Here is a 16,675-nt window from a genome sequence, read left to right on the forward strand (position 1 = left end):
ACCACTACATATATGTTGCAAAACGATCTGTTATTAAGAACACTGAAAGGAGAACAAGTTGAACGTCCCCCCGTATGGATGATGCGTCAGGCAGGCCGGTATTTACCCGAATACATGGTCTTACGCGAAAAGTATGGCTTCTTTGAACGATGCCAAACACCCGAACTGGCTTGCGAGATCACCATTCAACCGGTAGATATTATTGGGGTTGATGCAGCCATCCTGTTTTCCGACATTCTTGTTGTTCCACAAGCCATGGGTTTGGAAGTACAATTGATAGAAAGCAAGGGACCGCTGTTACCAGAACCTATTAAAAATATCAATGACCTGAACCGCGTTCGCGTGGCCGATGTAGACGAAACATTAAATTATGTTTTTGACGCCATCAAGCTGATCAAAAAAGAATTGAATGGCCGTGTTCCTTTAATTGGTTTTGCCGGCGCCCCCTGGACGTTGCTGTGTTATATGGTGCAGGGCAAAGGCTCCAAAACATTCGATGAAGCCAAGATCTTCTGCTATACCCAACCCGAAGCAGCGCATAAACTGTTACAGATGATCACTGACACTACCATTGCTTATCTGAAAGGTCAGGTGAAAGCAGGGGTAGATGTAGTGCAGATCTTCGACAGCTGGGGTGGTTTACTGAGCCCCGATGATTTTGAGAATTTCTCTTTAAAATACATTCGCCAAATTGTAGCAGCCCTGAAAGATGAGGTAGCTACGATCATCTTTGCCAAAGGCGCCTGGCATTCTTTGCAACCTATGGCTGCTACCGGCGCTCATGGTTTGGGTATCGACTGGTGTATTAACCCGGCCATGGCCCGTCAACTGGCAGGCCCTAACGTAACCCTGCAGGGGAATTTTGATCCCGCCAAATTGTTATCGCCTATACCGGTGATTCAAAAAGAGGTAAAGAAAATGCTGAACGACTTTGGCGGACAACGGCATATTGCCAACCTGGGTCATGGTATTTTACCAAACGTACCAGTTGATCATGCCAGAGCTTTTGTGAATGCTGTAAAAGAATACCGGAGGAGTGCAGTAGTTGGTTAATTAATAACTCAAGAACTAACAAACTCTGTATTTTATACTGACGATATGAACATTAAAGAAAATTGGATCAATTATATTCATGGGCTGCAAGATAAAATCTGCGCTGCCCTGGAGCAGGAAGATGGAAAGGCTACTTTTAAAGAAGACTTATGGCAACGTGCTGAAGGTGGTGGTGGTAAAACCCGGGTAATTGCCAATGGTAATGTATTTGAAAAAGGAGGCGTAAACACTTCCGTTGTATTTGGCGAAGTAACCGATGCCATGCGCAATCAGTTAAAGATAACCGGTAAAAGCTGGTTCGCCTGTGGCTTGTCATTGGTGCTTCATCCGGTAAATCCGTTTGTACCTACAGTACACTGCAATTATAGAATGTTTGAAGTGTATGACGAGGCCGGAGAAAACGCTGCAGACCGCTGGTTTGGCGGTGGAACCGATCTAACGCCTTATTATTTGTTTGAAGAAGATGCCAAACATTTTCATCAAACCTATAAGAATGCCTGCGATGCGTTTGACCCTGGCTTCTACCCTGCTTTCAAGAAAGAATGCGATAATTATTTTGTGAACTGGCATCGTAATAAAGAACGCCGGGGCATTGGTGGTATCTTTTATGATCATCAACGCCCGTCGGCAGAGAAAGATGTAGACTTTTGGTTCAACTTTGGTAAAACCTGTGGTGATGCATTTATTACCGCCTATTTACCAATTGTACAGAAAAGAAAATCACTACCCTATACTGAACAACACAAACATTGGCAGGAAATTCGCCGTGGCCGGTATGTTGAGTTCAACCTGGTTCACGACCGGGGCACTTTGTTTGGCTTGAAAACAAATGGCAGAACAGAAAGCATCTTAATGAGCCTGCCACCCACCGTACGCTTTGAATACGACTATCGGCCCCAGCCGGGCAGTGAGGAAGATAAATTGTGGCAAGCATGTTTGAACCCGGTTGAGTGGCTATAAAGACATTTCGGGATTGCGGGATTTCTAGATTTTGGGGACTTGTACCACACGAAAAACTGGAGCCATTGATAAAAGAAGCGAATGAGTTGGTAAGTATTTTCAATGCCACTGATATCTCCGCTAAACGAAACAGAGATAAAGAAAATTAATTGTTGATTTTAGGATTTGGTATTCTAAATCCCGAAATCGCTAAATCACAAAATCAGAAATAACGTATGTATTTACAACGTAGGAACCGCATATTACGTCAGTCGCCTGCTATCAGAAGCATGGTGGCTGAAACTATTCTAACTCCAAATGATTTTATTGTTCCCTTATTCATTAACGAGGGCGAGAACTATAAAGAAGAAATAGCCTCTATGCCTGGCTATTTCCGCATGAGCCTCGACAACACGGTTAAGGAAGTAAAGGAACTGTGGAGCATGGGTATAAAAAGCGTGCTACTGTTTGTTAAAAGCAAAGATGAACTGAAAGACAATAAAGGTACTGAAGCCTTAAACCCCAAAGGGTTGATGCAACGAAGCATCCGGGCCATTAAAGATGCTTGTCCGGAGATGCTGGTGATGACCGACGTAGCCCTTGACCCATTCTCTTCTTTTGGGCACGATGGTATTGTTGAAGGATCTGAAATTGTGAACGACGCTACGGTGGAAGTGCTGGCGCAAATGAGTGTAAGTCATGCCCAGGCTGGCGCTGACTTTGTAGCCCCCAGTGATATGATGGACGGACGTATTGCTGCCATTCGCGAAGCACTGGAAGAACATGGACTGAACAAGACCGGTATTATGAGCTATAGCGCCAAATACGCCTCGTGCTTTTATGGCCCCTTCCGGGATGCATTGGACAGTGCGCCTGGTTTTGGAGATAAGAAAACCTATCAGATGGATTACAGCAACCGGATTGAAGCGGTTAAAGAAACCCTGATGGATGTTGAAGAAGGCGCTGATATTGTAATGGTAAAGCCAGCACTGGCGTACCTGGATATCATTCGGGAAGTTAAGAATGCAGTATCAGTACCCGTTAGTGCGTATAATATCAGTGGTGAATATGCCATGATAAAAGCCGCTGCAAAAATGGGCTGGATAGATGAGAACAAAGCCATCCTGGAAACCCTTACTGCCATTAAAAGGGCCGGCGCAGATCTCATTGCTACCTACTTTGCCAAAGATGCCGTAAAACTAATTAGCTAAAGCACTTACTATGATTGAGAAAAGTATTGCATTATTCAACCGGGCGCAGCAAAGCATTCCCGGCGGTGTAAACTCTCCCGTTCGGGCTTTTAAAAGCGTGGGTGGAACACCTGTGTTCATGAAATCGGCCAAAGGCGCCTATATGTTCGATGCCGATGGCAACCGCTATATCGACTACATCAACTCATGGGGCCCCATGATCCTTGGCCATGCGTATGAGCCGGTTGTGAAGGCCATTCAGGACTATGCACAATACTCCACTTCATTTGGCGCGCCTACCGAACTGGAAATCGAAATGGCAGAGCTTATTATCAGCATGGCGCCCAATGTAGACCTCATTCGCATGGTAAGCAGCGGCACAGAAGCCTGTATGAGTGCCATCAGGCTGGCAAGAGGTTATACCGGTCGCAACAAGATCATCAAGTTTGAAGGTTGCTATCATGGTCATGCCGATTCGTTCCTGGTAAAAGCAGGCAGTGGTTTGGCTACTTTTAATATTCAGACCGTACCAGGCGTTACCGCCGGTGTGGCAAACGATACTCTTACCTGCGCCTATAATGACCTTGACGCGGTTAAACAACTGGTGGCAGAACATCACAATGAAATTGCCGCTATCATTATTGAACCAGTGGCTGGCAACATGGGTTGTATTTTACCCCAGGAAGGCTTTCTGAAGGGCTTACGGGCTATTTGCGATTTACAGGGTATTGTCTTCATCATGGATGAAGTAATGACCGGGTTCAGACTCGCACCTGGCGGTGCACAGGAACGCCTGCAAGTAAATGCCGACCTGGTAACCTATGGTAAAGTGATCGGTGGAGGTATGCCTGTAGGTGCATTTGGCGGTAAAAAAGAGATCATGCAACACATTTCTCCATTGGGTAATGTGTATCAGGCAGGTACCTTAAGCGGTAACCCGCTGGCCATGATCGCCGGTTATGTAATGTTGAAAACTCTGAAAGAAAATCCTTCCATATATAAACAGCTGGATGAGTCCACCAGCTATCTGCGCAAAGGACTGGATGAGGTATTGAAAGCAAGCGGCACCCCGTATGTGATCAACCAATTAGGTTCCATGATCAGTATACATTTCAGCGAACACCCCATTATCAATTTTGCATCAGCAGCTGCAGCGAATAATGAGCTGTTCAAGAAATTCTTCCATGCCATGCTGAAACGGGGCGTGTACTTACCCCCTTCGGCTTTTGAGACCTGGTTCCTGTGCAGTGCATTAACCAAAGAAGACCTGGACATGACCATTCAAAAAGCAAAGGAAAGTTTGCAGGAGATATTATAAAATAAATAGTACTGTTTATAAATGATATTGGCAAACTACTAAGTCAGTTATACCAATTACTCATATTAGCTACTAAATATTTAAATTAAGCCGTTGATGGATTAAAACCCCGGAAACGGCTTTTTTTATTAATATTCACAGTAAACCTCAAAGCTTTTTATGCGACCATTCACACAACGATTGGCTTCCATTGATGTATTCAGGGCATTGACCATGCTGCTGATGATCTTTGTAAATGATCTATGGACCCTGAAAGATATTCCGCAATGGCTAGAACATACCCAGGCCAATGAAGACGGCATGGGTTTGGCCGATACCGTTTTCCCTGCTTTTCTTTTTATTGTCGGGCTCTCTATTCCCTTTGCCATTGGCAATCGCTGGGCAAAGGGCGCTTCACAAAGCAATATTCTTGGACACATACTGATCCGCTCTTTTGCACTGCTGGTAATGGGTTTCTTTCATGTAAATCTTGAGAATTATAATAATGCAGCTGCCATGCTACCCAAACCGGTGTGGGAGATCCTGCTAACAATTGGTTTCTTTTTTATCTGGCTCGATTATCCTTCCACGCTGTCAGAAAGAAAAAAGATAATCCTACAAGGTGTTGGCACCGCGTTGCTGGTGTTCTTAGCTGCTGTATATAAAGGCAGTGAAAAGGAGCACACCGTTTGGCTTCACCCGCAGTGGTGGGGCATCCTGGGTTTAATTGGCTGGTCGTACCTGCTTGCTGCGCTTGTTTTCCAGCTCTCAAAAGGAAGGTTATCAATTCTTATAGGCGGATTTCTCTTCTTCACCTTGTTTAACATAGCCACCAAAGCAGGCTGGCTGCATATGCTGGACCCCATCAGACATTATGTTTGGATCACAGGTGATGGCTCATTACCTGCCCTTACCATGGCGGGTGTTATTACTGCCGTCTTGTATTCATCACTGGCAGAAAAAAGGGAATACAACAAATGTTACCTGCTTTTCTTACTATTGGGAGTACTAATGCTGGTGGGCGGATTTGCCATCAGACCTGTAGGCGGGGGCATTTCAAAAATACATGCTACACCATCATGGGTAGCCATCTGCACCGGCATCAGCATCCTGGTATTTACCGGTTTGATCTGGCTGGTAGACCGCAAGAAGAAACAACAATGGTTTGATCTTATTAAACCCGCAGGCACCAATACACTTACTGCTTATCTGTTACCGTATATCATTTACCCGTTGGTCCATCTGGCAGGTATTGGCTTACCAGCAGTTTTATTAACCGGTGGTGTGGGTCTGATCAAGTCTTTCGTGTTTGCCTTACTGATCATTTTGCTTACCGGTTTATTGTCCAAATGGCGGATACGGTTAAAAGTTTAACCTCCTTAAATGCGAATGTTAATGAGTTCTAAATAATGAAAACACAAATGCATACAAATGAATTTATATGTATATTTGTGTTTTCATAGGATAAGGTTTAATGGTTAATGGTATTTGATTAGTACAGCCTTCTCGATTTATCGGGAAGGTTTTTTCTTTCTACGACCCCACCAGATCATAAATCCGGTAATGGGCAAACTGGCAGCGATCAATGAAGCGAAGAATGCTAATATCTTTCCGGGCAAACCCCAAATGGCGCCCACGTGAATATCATAGTTCATTCTAAGTAACTTATCGGCTCCTTTGGCATCCTTAAATCGGCCATATATATGTTCAACCGGTAATTCCTTCAAGGTATACTGATCAAAGAACCGGTAATCTGTTCTCCAGTAGGTATCTGCATCGGTGTTTATTGCTACTTCAAGGGCCGATGTGTCCGTTGCAGGAAAATGCATTTCTATTGTTTCTGCATCCTTGTGTTCCTCTTGCATCTGTCCCCATAATCTATCAACCGGAAAGGCTGTTGCCTGATTCCATTTTGTTTTGTCTGACAAAGGCTCCTGGTAGGTCAACGATTTTTTACCGCCGGCAGTTTTATAAATAGCGTTTGCCAGTAATTGCCAGCCAAAGATCAAACCGGTAATGGCCATAAAGATCACCACCCAGGTCATATAAAACCCCAACACATTGTGCAGATCATAATTCTTTCGGCGCCAGGCGGCCTTCCATTTTATAGAGAATCGTTGTTTAGCTGCCGCTTTATTTCTTGGCCACCATAAAATAATGCCCGTGATCATCATCACCACAAAAATGATGGTAGCATAAATGGTAATGCGTTGTCCCACGGTTTCGGGCAGCCACAAATAATAATGACCTAATAATACTACCCTAAAAAAGTCGCGGTCCATATTCTTCACCTTCAGTACTTCACCGCTGTAGGGGTTCAGGTAAATGGTATAGTAATATTCATTACCAGGTTCAAAGTTGTAAAAGGTGGCTACCACTGCCTCATTACTGGCTCCATACTGTACACTATGCAAATGCTTTTTTTGTAACTGCTTTTCAGCTATTTCTTTCAGTTGGGTAGGCGGTAGATAAGGGGTTTGTCGCGGTGTTACATAGCGGTAAGACTTTCCTATTCCTTTTGAGATCTCGGCTTGAAAGGCGTATAAACAGCCTGTTATGGCAATAATGAAAACAACGATCCCTGAGGTAAATCCCAGCCACAAATGAACTTTTCCTATAATCTTTTTAACGGTCATAGTATAAAATTGCGCAAATCATGCAGTATAGCTACAAATATGCTATTCCTTCACTTGAATACCATTATACAATCGGTAAAATGGTTTACGCAATAAGAAAATAATCGCGGCAAATATTTTTAGTGCAGCCCTGAGACCAGGGCCGCACCTTTTCCACATTACGGAAACAGGTGATTGCTATTGCAATCCTGTTACAAGTTCAGTCCATGCCGGTAATTCAGGCGCTCCGGGTTTTCTTTTACCGAAGAATTGCACGATCAGATTACCATTGGCATCAAATATTTCAAGCGAATGCACCATGCCATCGACCGTGGGCTTTTTCACCAGCCAGGTACTGGCAATATCCTCCAGCTTCAGGTGCAGGTTAAAAGCAGGATCCATAACATTGATCCATCCGGGTATGGCTACAATTTTTTTAACAGGGCCGGTATGTATTTGAATATTGCCTTGGTTGGCGACAAATACCATGATCTCCAGCTCTTTTTCAGAAGCTTTTTCCAGCAAGGCGGTCACCCGGTCGTTGGCAGTTTGGCGCGCATACTCACCGGCAATACGCAAGGCATGTAACCGGGACACCTGGTGTTTTTTTAGCATGGGGAAGAAATCATGGGTATCCTTTAATTCGCTCCAATCACGCTGAAAAGCCGCCACATCAACCTGGTCATCATTGTATGCAGGTGCAGGTTCAGGCTCACGGATGGCAAGACTGCTCAATTGCAGGGTATCCTCAAACTCACGAACCAGTTTTTCGAAGGCATCGTGGTTACTGTTTTCCTGTAAGAATATTTTTACCACTGCCGTACCCTGGTGGTCAAAGACCTGAATTGATTTTTTAAAAGCCGCAGCCTCATTATCGAATACGGCAAAGGCGAATGCCCAGCGATCAAAGAACATCCGCATATCAATATCGGGCCCTACCACTATCCCAACGTGTTTACTGTTGATGCCCACTTTCTCAAACACGCCTTTTCGCTCATGCACACAACTTTCGTTACGGGTCAGGGCCATTATATAACCCAGCTCAGGCAGGCGCTTCCACAGCTCGGTCAATTTGCTTTCGAGGCGAATTACACTGCTGCCTGCAAAGGCGGCTATTATTTCGGCTTCTGTTGTATCCAGTTGCCGGGCAGCGTCCCGAATGCGGATGCGCGGATTTTCCTTATGAAATACCAACCATTTATCCTTTAACGAAAGACCTGCTATCGTACTCATGTATGTTGTTTTTGTTATTAGTTTTTAATACAGACATCATTTTATGACTCGCCGGTACCAGTACCGGGAAGGGATAGTCGGGATGATGCCAGGTTTCTACTTCCATCTCATATGCCTCGGCTATATAACCGGGTTGTAATACCTCTTCCATACTTCCCTGCTTTACCAGCTGACCGCTCTTTAGTAGTATTACTTTATCAGCAAACTGGGCTGCCAGGTTCAGATCGTGCAAAATGACCACTACTGTATACCCCAGTTGCGCCAGCTCTTTGGCTTTCTGCAAACAGGTTTGTTGATGCAGGCAATCCAGACTGGCAGTAGGTTCATCCAGCAAGAGCAATTTGCCCGTTCCCCCGTTTGCATTCCCATCGCACAGCTGTGCCAGCACCCGGGCCATTTGTACCCGTTGTTGTTCGCCGCCCGATAAGGTTTGATACAATCGGCCCGTAAAGGACGCCACTTGCATTTCCTGCATACACTGTTGCACAATGTCATGATCATTCCTGGTGGGGTGATTATTGAAATGGGGGTAACGCCCCATCATTACGATCTCCTCACAACTAAATGGCAGGTTCAGTAAATACTGTTGCGACAATACAGCCCGGCAACACGCCAGTTGGGCAAGGGGTATGGTTTGAATATTTTTATCATTCAGTAATACAGCTCCTTCTGAAGGCGCTTGCTCACCCGATAAGATGCGCAACAGGGTTGACTTACCTGCTCCGTTGGCACCCAATACCACGGTAACCTCACCTGGCTTGCATTCAAAGGACAGGTTATGCAACACTGATTGCTTTCCTATGGAACAGCATATATTTTTTGCCGTAACGATCATGATAGTAAACGCAGCTGCTTTTTTTGTTTTATCAATAACAACACAAACACCGGCGTACCTATTACAGCAGTAACAATACCTATTGGCAATTCAGCCGGTGCAATAATGGTCCGGCTCACTACATCAGCAAGCGTGAGCAAGGTAGCGCCGAGCAAGGCACAATTTGGCAACAGCAACCGGTGATCACTACCGGTCACACTGCGCAACATGTGCGGTACTATTAACCCCACAAAACCGATAACGCCTGCAATGGCTACCGATGCGCCAACCATTAAGGTGGTCAGCACAACGATCATTGTTTTTAAGCGCTTTACTTTTATACCCAGGTATGCCGCTTCCTGTTCGCCCAACGCAAAGGCGTTTAATGATTTTGCCAGTCGGGGTAATAAGATGATCGGGACCAGCATGAATGGCAGTAATGCCAGCACACTGCTCCAGGTTATTCCACCCAGGCTGCCCATGGTCCAGAAGGTAGCTGTTCGTAACTGTTCATCATTGGCCACATAGGTAACCAGATCAGTAAGCGCGCGGCACATGGCATTTATCGCCAGTCCTGCCAGCAGCAAAGTGGTGATCAATGAACGGCCACCGGTTTTTGACAACCGGAATACCAGGAATGATGTAAGACAGGCGCCGCCAAATGTTGTTACATTCAGCAGGTAATATTTGGGTATTAAAGAACTGTTATTCAAAATGGGCAATGACGATAATACCACAATGGTCAGTACAGCAAAAAACGAAGCGCCAAAAGAGATCCCGATCAACGTTGGATCAGCCATAGGATTACGGAAGAATCCCTGCATGGCAGCACCGGCAACAGCAAGTCCCGATCCTATGAGCATGGCTGCCACTACCCGGGGCAACCGGATCTGTAATAATACATTAGCCAGCCCTTCATCATAAGTAACAGGAATATGTATTTTAATTTGATTGAGCAGAATGGCTATCACCTGTTGCGGTGATATATGCATAGCCCCGATCCCCGATGCTATTATGGCCGTGCCGATCATCAATATGAGTAATCCTATGGTGATCCTTTTGCTTTTCACAGCTTACTGATTTAATTTTTTATTGAGTTCATTTACCGCCTGAGGCAATCGCAAGCCAAACTCGCTCAGGAACTCTCCATCCATTGAAATGAATTTCTTATTGCGGCCGGCAGTGGTTTGCGCCACCCCAGGCACTTTCAGTAATCCATCTATACTGCCCAGGCTTTGCAGGCCGCTGTCGAATAACAGGATCACATCCGGATTGGCTGCTACCAGCGACTCTGATGACAGCTGTTTATAGTATTTAAATTCAGTTACCGCGTTTTGGGCACCCGCCAGTTGGATCATTTCCTCCACAGGTGTGCCTGTACCGGCCACCATCATAGAGCCCGTTCCCCGCGCGTAAATGAAGAGTACTTTCTTTTTTACCGGGGCAATCTTCAACGCCTGAACCTGTTTGTTGAAATCGGCCTCTATTTGTTTTGCTTTCTCAGTTGTTCCGGTAGCAGCAGCTACCTGTTGCAATAAGGAGCGGGTACCGGCAACGCTGTACTCCTGTTGTAATAACAGGATGGTCACATGCGCGGCAGTCAACTGTTCTGCCACTTCGGGTTTTATCTGGTCTTTTACACCCAGCACCAATGTGGGGCGCAAGGTCAGAATACCTTCTGCAGAAATGTTTCTGTTATGTCCCACTTTGGTTTTCTGACTTAATGAGGCCGGGTAATTGCTGGTCACATCTACCCCAACAATAGCACTCTCCAGCCCCAATGCGCATAACATTTCACTCACTGCGCCATTTAAGGAAACGATTCGCTGCTGAGCCTGGGAGAGACTTGCTGTTATTAAGAGTAATGTGATTAAGAATATTCTTTTGTTCATAAACTTTAATTTGTCAGTGGTGAGTGGTGAGTGGGTCTCCGATTCCTCAGACCTCTGCAATTTGGCGAGCTTGCTTACCACTCACCATTCACCACTCAAGTGCTACTTATTTTACTTTTGCATCACTTTATATACTCATCAACTGGTTTACTTACTTCAACTTCTACTTCCATTATCAACCCTATCACCCTGCTTCGCCGAAGCCTTGGCGTAGGCGGGTCAACCCTATCAACCCCGTCAACTCTATCAACTGGATCCTTGTCATCTGATCAACTTACTTCAGCTTCCTGCTTCGCCCGCCGAAGCCTTGGCGTAGGCGGGTCAACCCTATCAACCCCGTCAACTCTATCAACTGGATCCTTGTCATCTGATCAACTTACTTCAGCTTCCTGCTTCCATCTGCCTGGACCATATACCTGATGGTATAATAGCCACCCAGGGGGCGTTTGGCTAAGTCAGCAAACTCTGCAGTGCTCACATTGGGATTGCCTTTGTAATAGCTTACGATCTGGATCTTGGCATATTTACCATTGACAGTTTTTACAACAATTGTTTTACCGGCAATAGGCAGTATGGCATGCTGCGGGCCGCTTGCTGCTGCACCAGTATAGCTATACCAGCCATTACCAGTACCTGCAGGAATAGCAAAACCTGTTGCCCCATCTGTTGCATAGCCATTCTCCGGAGCGTCTATAAGATCATCAAACCCGGTGGTAACCAATTGAGCCGATGCGGTGCCCGGGCCACTGGTGCCGCTGTTTACTTTTATCGTAGTTGTTTTAAAAGCAATATCCCATTTGTTAGTGGCTGAATCAGTAGCAGGAACGGACGTTCCGGTAGTAAGATTAAAATACATAGAAAACCCACCATTATCAGCCGGGTTAGCGTTAATGTCGGTTACGGTTTTGGCTTCCAGGGGTGCAGGAGTTGAATCGCTGTCCTTCTTACAGGCGCTTGTTGTAACTACTAATGCTGCGGCGATCCAAAGGCTTATGTGTCTCATATTGTTTGTGTGTTTAATGCTTGTTTTATTTACTGGTTTGTTGCCGGGTGTTTTTTACAAACCGCAACGCAGCGCCTACATACCACTGCCGGCCGGCCAGTAAGGGATCGTAGGTATTGGTTGCTTTGAACAGGTTGTTCACCCCTGCTTCTACGGTTATCTTATTGAAAAACTTTTGTGCTGATAAATTCCATACAGTATACCCATCCGCATATTCTGCCGGATCATCGAGAATGGCATTACTGTTTACATCACCCCCATAGCCAAATTTGCCACGGTAAATGCCGCGAAGGGAAACATTGTAATTAAAGCGGGTATCATCGTACAGGAGTTTAATATTACCCGAATGTTTAGAGCGATTATACAAGCCTCCATAATCCTGACGCTTTACTTTCCTATCAACATTGGAAGCGTCGCGGTAATACACGTTACCCGCTTTTATATTATCCCACACGGTAGCATCTTTGGCATCGAGGTATTGATAGGCAGCAGACACCTGTAATCCGAATGGCAGGGAATAGCTGGATTGAAACTCTATTCCCTGGGTAAAAACCTTGTTGTAATTGAAATAGCTGAATACATTCTGTCCGTTTGTTTTTAAAGCAATAGGACGGGTATCAATCAGGTCACTAATATTATTACGGAAAACATTCAGTTGAACCGTTAAGCGGTTAGCCGGCGTATACAGCACACTTGTATTAAAGGCTATGGAACTTTCTGCCTTTATGTTTTGAATAGTGGCGGGGTCGAGGTATAAACTGCTGATCTGTCCTTCCGCTTGTAACCGGGATATGCCTGCCCCTACTACGCTGGTACCAAACACACTATACCCTGCTACCGGGTTGGTAAAGTTCAACAGCATTTGTCTGAAATCGGGTGCTTTATAGCCACCGCCGGCCGAAGCTTGTATCGACAGCCGACGGTTGACATTCCATCGCAACGAAAGTTTAGGACTAATTCGATCCCGGTACTGGTTATGCCGGTCGTACCGGAAGCCAGCCACGAGGTTAAATTGTTTGGAGGGCATCCATTGATGCTGGCCAAAAATATATTGTTGTGTTAGTTTGTTATTGTTATCATAGCGAGTGGCCTCCACCGCTTCTATAATATTACCTGCCCCAATTGTACTGGTATGGGCTTCTGAGAAAGAATGATCGTATTGTGCTTCGGTGCGGTAAAACTGCTGATTGAAATAGCTTTCATCATACGGAGTATTCTCAGGCTGGTAATCGATGAACGTTTTGGTATGATAGGCCGTAATATAATTACGCACCTGCAACCGGTTGTCATTATTGGGTTTAAAGGTAAGCACGGGGGCAATGTTCAAATCAGTGTTCCGGGTGCGGTCTTTTAACAGGTGCAGGCCATTGCCCTCGGCCACTGCCAGATTATTCTTTTGTTCTTCAAGATAAAACCGGGTATTGAGCGTCAACTCCCACTTTGAACTGAGCTTGATTTGCAGCTTTGGATTGAACGTCCAGGCTGTGTATGCAGGAATTGCTTTTGAAATACTATCCGTTGTATTATATCCATTGGTAGAAAGCCTGTTCACAAACAGGTACCAGCCCCAGCGTTCATTTTGTCTGGCAGCTTCGGCAGTAAGGTCAATCGTATTATATCGTCTAACCCGGGCGCGTACCTGCCCCGTGTAAGCAGCCGGTATCTTCTTGGTAATAATATTTATTACGCCGCCCATGGCTTCGCTGCCATATAACGATGAGGACGGGCCTTTTACAATTTCAATGCGTTGTATGTTACCTATAGCCAGCCGGGTAAGATCTAATGTTCCGGCGGTACGACCAATAACCGGTTCGCCATCAATAAGTATTAAAATGTAATCGGAACTTAACCCTTGTAATTGTATGCCAGTACCATGGTCACTAATAATTTGCAGCCCTACCTGTTCAGTCAACACTTCATTCAACCGCAATGCCCCCATACGTTCGATCTTATCCTGCCCGATAACCGTTACCGGCACCGGAACATTCTTTATCGAACGCGGAGTACGGGTAGCTGTTACCACTACCTCATCAAGCGACTCCCGGGAAGTAGTGTCCGGTTCGGTCTGTTGAGCCCTTGCAGTCAGGTAACAGCAAAGCATTGCTGGTACAATATAATATAGCTGTTTCAGCATATTGTACTGTTGAATTAGTAATTAAATAAATACAGGAATTGCAAGCGGGGTTAGCCTGCCGTAATGTGGAGTGATACAAAACTATGGAACTACCGAAGTGTAGTAGTTACAAAAAAAGGAAATTGATTTACGCGAAGCGGAAACGCCGAACCCTGAACGTTGAAAGCTGAACACCTGGCTCGCAGTTATTCAGCGTCCCTATTTGTTATTTGAATTTTGTGTTGCGCGTTAAGCGTTACGCATTAATGGAGTAACAGCTCACAAGGCTTCAAACCGGTTTGCTTTTTAAAAGCAGTGGAGAAGTGTGAGATAGAAGAATAGCCCAGCATCATAGATACTTCGGTTACGGTCAACCCTTTCTCATATAATAAATACCGTGCATGTTCCATGCGCTGGCTTTGGTAGAAGTCGAAGATAGTAGTGCCGTACAATTCTTTGAAGCCTTTTTTCAGATAGCATTCATTGATGGCTACTTTACGGCTCAGTTCTTTAATGGTAATAGGCTCACCAATGTGTTGCAGTAAAATTTCCCGGGCTTTCACGATCTTTTCTCGATCGGCTTCATTAGCCAGGAACTTGCATTGGAATGGTTCTATTTCTTTATCATCGCCCAGCATACATTCGAGGCTGTACAACAACAGCATCTGGCTTTGGCCATTGATAAAGATATTTTCCAGGCTATCAGTATAAGTATGGCCTAACAATGCTTCCAGTACCTGGCGGGTACGGCCGCATAAAGGCAATATTTTCGAAAAAGAAGAAGGATGAACAAATTGTAAAACCTCATCGGTAATGGTCTTCATTTTACCGGGTTTTACAAATTGCGACAGGTGTACAGACAGAAAGCGGAAGGTCATTACATCAATGCTTTCCACTCTTTCAGCACAGTTCTTTGAGGTATTCAGTTTACACTGATCGCATTCCACCTCTTTCTGATTGCAATACATATTACCCGAAATACAAAAACGAAGCTCCACATAGTTTTCCTGTGGGGCTGATTTTTTGTAATGATATACCAATACCCCGGTATCCTCAATATTCCATTGTGGATGTTTCCGGTATCTTTTTATGGCATACTGCACCGAACCAGGCATCTGTTGCTCTTTTTCCTGCAACAGTTGTAACTGATCATGCATGATCGGCTGCTTGTAAGCCATTGAAAGTATATCAGGCGGATTATACATATTCGGACGCAAATTTACAGGTACAACGTTAAAATTCCCAATGGTTTGTCGGTTTCGACGTCATTAAAATGTCAGAATAGGTCAATGGTAATGGCCAATGGTCAATGAAAAAGTACCATCAACTGAAAACCAGCTGCTTATTCAGACATCAGAAGTTCCAGCCTCCAATAACATGGGTTCATTAAAATTGTTTGACGCACATTTAAAAAGTGCGCATAGACAATGATTCTCCAATAACGCATTAAGATTAATTAATCTGCGAATTGCGATCTAATTATCCACTGAACATTCACGACACTAATCAAAGCTCTGGTTGCTTGAAGAGGACATCTTCAGCAATCGATCGTACTGTTCGGGGGAAAGGTCGTTGTAGAAGAAGTAAACAGGATCGAGGTGGCGGCCATTCTTATGTACCTCATAGTGACAGTGGGGGCCGGTTGATTTACCTGTACTGCCCACCCAGCCGATGATCTCACCACGTTTTATTTTATCGCCGGGTTTTACTTTAATACGGTACATGTGGCCGTAGAGGGTCTCATACCCATAACCATGGTTCAGAACAACGTGATTACCATAGCCATTACCCAAATTGCCAGCTACTTTTACAGAACCATTGGCAGTAGCGTAAATAGGGGTACCCTGAGGAGCGGCAAAGTCGAGACCGGCGTGCATTTTTACCGTTTTATACACCGGGTCAATACGATAACCAAAACCGGAAGCCAGGCGCTTTAGGTCGCTGTTGCTAACCGGCTGAATAGCTGGCGTACAGGCCAATAGCTGTTCTTTATTCTTGATAAAACTGGTTATTTCAACATATGATTTCTCCTGGGCGCCCATGCGGTTTTCCAGGTTGTGGAGGGAGCGTACAATAGAGTTTTCCAGCTCATAATTGGTCATGCTGGCCACCATTTCATTTTCTTTCTGCTGGGCCATTTCCTTGGCGCGCATGCTGTCAGGGATAGGGTTGGCCTCAAAAATGGTCCGGTAGATGTCGTTATCGCGTTCTTCCAGCTGGGTCATGCGTTGTTGCATTTTCGCCACCTGTTCATCCAGCACCCAATAGCGTTCCTGCAGTTGTTCATTATACTGCATCAACCTTTTCTCATTACTGGAAGGGAAATACTTATACGCGACAGAAACAATTATAACTGAAGTAACTATAGCGGCCGATATAAAACCGAACACGCGCAGCAGTTTAACGTGCAGCGGAGTCTCCAGTTTTTCATAACGGAGTGTATTGGTATTGTAGTAGTACTTTATCTTCTTCATGGATACAAGCCGATTACCAAGGTTGCTTTTCAGCAAAACAGCCCGAATTAAA

Annotated in this window: 14 protein-coding genes; 5 read left to right on the forward strand and 9 right to left on the reverse strand. The window is 45.0% G+C overall.

The genetic code is table 11. The annotated features are described in order from the left end of the window. The first annotated feature begins 12 nt into the window (after positions 1-12). From hemE to J7I42_RS02760, 5 genes are all read left to right on the forward strand, one after another. Positions 13-1,053, forward strand: a complete 1,041-nt coding sequence (hemE, locus tag J7I42_RS02740) for a uroporphyrinogen decarboxylase (RefSeq protein WP_209137238.1) — start codon at positions 13-15, stop codon at positions 1,051-1,053. A 45-nt stretch (positions 1,054-1,098) separates the two neighbouring features. Continuing rightward, positions 1,099-2,013, forward strand: a complete 915-nt coding sequence (gene hemF, locus J7I42_RS02745; protein ID WP_236065384.1) for an oxygen-dependent coproporphyrinogen oxidase — start codon at positions 1,099-1,101, stop codon at positions 2,011-2,013. A gap of 215 nt (positions 2,014-2,228) precedes the next feature. Continuing rightward, positions 2,229-3,203: a porphobilinogen synthase gene (hemB, locus tag J7I42_RS02750; RefSeq protein ID WP_209137239.1), complete on the forward strand. Its 975-nt coding sequence runs from the start codon at positions 2,229-2,231 to the stop codon at positions 3,201-3,203. A gap of 10 nt (positions 3,204-3,213) precedes the next feature. Continuing rightward, entirely contained in the window at positions 3,214-4,500 is a 1,287-nt protein-coding gene (gene hemL / locus J7I42_RS02755; protein ID WP_209137240.1) for a glutamate-1-semialdehyde 2,1-aminomutase, read from the forward strand. 159 nt (positions 4,501-4,659) lie between these two features. Further along, complete coding sequence (locus J7I42_RS02760; protein ID WP_209137241.1) at positions 4,660-5,853, forward strand: heparan-alpha-glucosaminide N-acetyltransferase domain-containing protein; 1,194 nt, start codon at positions 4,660-4,662, stop codon at positions 5,851-5,853. 137 nt (positions 5,854-5,990) lie between these two features. Here the strand turns inward: J7I42_RS02760 and J7I42_RS02765 are convergent, their stop codons facing one another. The 9 genes from J7I42_RS02765 to J7I42_RS02805 form a co-directional block, all read right to left on the reverse strand. Beyond that, positions 5,991-7,115, reverse strand: coding sequence for a PepSY-associated TM helix domain-containing protein (locus tag J7I42_RS02765; protein ID WP_209137242.1), 1,125 nt, complete (start codon positions 7,113-7,115; stop codon positions 5,991-5,993). Between the two features lie 177 nt (positions 7,116-7,292). Then, a complete protein-coding gene (locus J7I42_RS02770; RefSeq protein WP_209137243.1) occupies positions 7,293-8,327 on the reverse strand; it encodes a hemin-degrading factor in 1,035 nt (344 codons plus the stop codon). Next, positions 8,293-9,162, reverse strand: a complete 870-nt coding sequence (locus J7I42_RS02775) for a heme ABC transporter ATP-binding protein (RefSeq protein ID WP_209137244.1) — start codon at positions 9,160-9,162, stop codon at positions 8,293-8,295. The genes J7I42_RS02770 and J7I42_RS02775 overlap by 35 nt, the downstream gene beginning before the upstream one ends. Further along, positions 9,159-10,211, reverse strand: a complete 1,053-nt coding sequence (locus tag J7I42_RS02780) for a FecCD family ABC transporter permease (protein WP_209137245.1) — start codon at positions 10,209-10,211, stop codon at positions 9,159-9,161. Before J7I42_RS02780 ends, J7I42_RS02775 begins: the two co-directional genes overlap by 4 nt. Before the next feature lie 3 nt (positions 10,212-10,214). After that, positions 10,215-11,033: a heme/hemin ABC transporter substrate-binding protein gene (locus J7I42_RS02785; protein ID WP_209137246.1), complete on the reverse strand. Its 819-nt coding sequence runs from the start codon at positions 11,031-11,033 to the stop codon at positions 10,215-10,217. Positions 11,034-11,409: 376 nt separating this feature from the next. Next, a complete protein-coding gene (locus tag J7I42_RS02790; protein ID WP_209137247.1) occupies positions 11,410-12,036 on the reverse strand; it encodes an HmuY family protein in 627 nt (208 codons plus the stop codon). Between the two features lie 25 nt (positions 12,037-12,061). Next, positions 12,062-14,170, reverse strand: a complete 2,109-nt coding sequence (locus J7I42_RS02795; protein WP_209137248.1) for a TonB-dependent receptor plug domain-containing protein — start codon at positions 14,168-14,170, stop codon at positions 12,062-12,064. 242 nt (positions 14,171-14,412) lie between these two features. Beyond that, entirely contained in the window at positions 14,413-15,354 is a 942-nt protein-coding gene (locus J7I42_RS02800; protein WP_209137249.1) for a helix-turn-helix domain-containing protein, read from the reverse strand. A 297-nt stretch (positions 15,355-15,651) separates the two neighbouring features. Then, positions 15,652-16,623: a M23 family metallopeptidase gene (locus J7I42_RS02805; protein WP_209137250.1), complete on the reverse strand. Its 972-nt coding sequence runs from the start codon at positions 16,621-16,623 to the stop codon at positions 15,652-15,654. Positions 16,624-16,675 lie beyond the last annotated feature (52 nt).

It is taken from the genome of Niastella soli (genome assembly GCF_017742245.1).
GTDB classification, from domain to species: Bacteria; Bacteroidota; Bacteroidia; order Chitinophagales; family Chitinophagaceae; genus Niastella; species Niastella soli.

Excerpts from the sequence above, each read along its gene's own strand:
- hemE (WP_209137238.1), top strand. The coding sequence starts at position 13 with ATGTTGCAAAACGATCTGTTATTAAGAACACTGAAAGGAGAACAAGTT.
- hemF (WP_236065384.1), top strand. The coding sequence starts at position 1,099 with ATGAACATTAAAGAAAATTGGATCAATTATATTCATGGGCTGCAAGAT.
- hemB (WP_209137239.1), top strand. The coding sequence starts at position 2,229 with ATGTATTTACAACGTAGGAACCGCATATTACGTCAGTCGCCTGCTATC.
- hemL (WP_209137240.1), top strand. The coding sequence starts at position 3,214 with ATGATTGAGAAAAGTATTGCATTATTCAACCGGGCGCAGCAAAGCATT.
- J7I42_RS02760 (WP_209137241.1), top strand. The coding sequence starts at position 4,660 with ATGCGACCATTCACACAACGATTGGCTTCCATTGATGTATTCAGGGCA.
- J7I42_RS02765 (WP_209137242.1), bottom strand. The coding sequence starts at position 7,115 with ATGACCGTTAAAAAGATTATAGGAAAAGTTCATTTGTGGCTGGGATTT.
- J7I42_RS02770 (WP_209137243.1), bottom strand. The coding sequence starts at position 8,327 with ATGAGTACGATAGCAGGTCTTTCGTTAAAGGATAAATGGTTGGTATTT.
- J7I42_RS02775 (WP_209137244.1), bottom strand. The coding sequence starts at position 9,162 with ATGATCGTTACGGCAAAAAATATATGCTGTTCCATAGGAAAGCAATCA.
- J7I42_RS02785 (WP_209137246.1), bottom strand. The coding sequence starts at position 11,033 with ATGAACAAAAGAATATTCTTAATCACATTACTCTTAATAACAGCAAGT.
- J7I42_RS02790 (WP_209137247.1), bottom strand. The coding sequence starts at position 12,036 with ATGAGACACATAAGCCTTTGGATCGCCGCAGCATTAGTAGTTACAACA.
- J7I42_RS02795 (WP_209137248.1), bottom strand. The coding sequence starts at position 14,170 with ATGCTGAAACAGCTATATTATATTGTACCAGCAATGCTTTGCTGTTAC.
- J7I42_RS02800 (WP_209137249.1), bottom strand. The coding sequence starts at position 15,354 with ATGTATAATCCGCCTGATATACTTTCAATGGCTTACAAGCAGCCGATC.
- J7I42_RS02805 (WP_209137250.1), bottom strand. The coding sequence starts at position 16,623 with ATGAAGAAGATAAAGTACTACTACAATACCAATACACTCCGTTATGAA.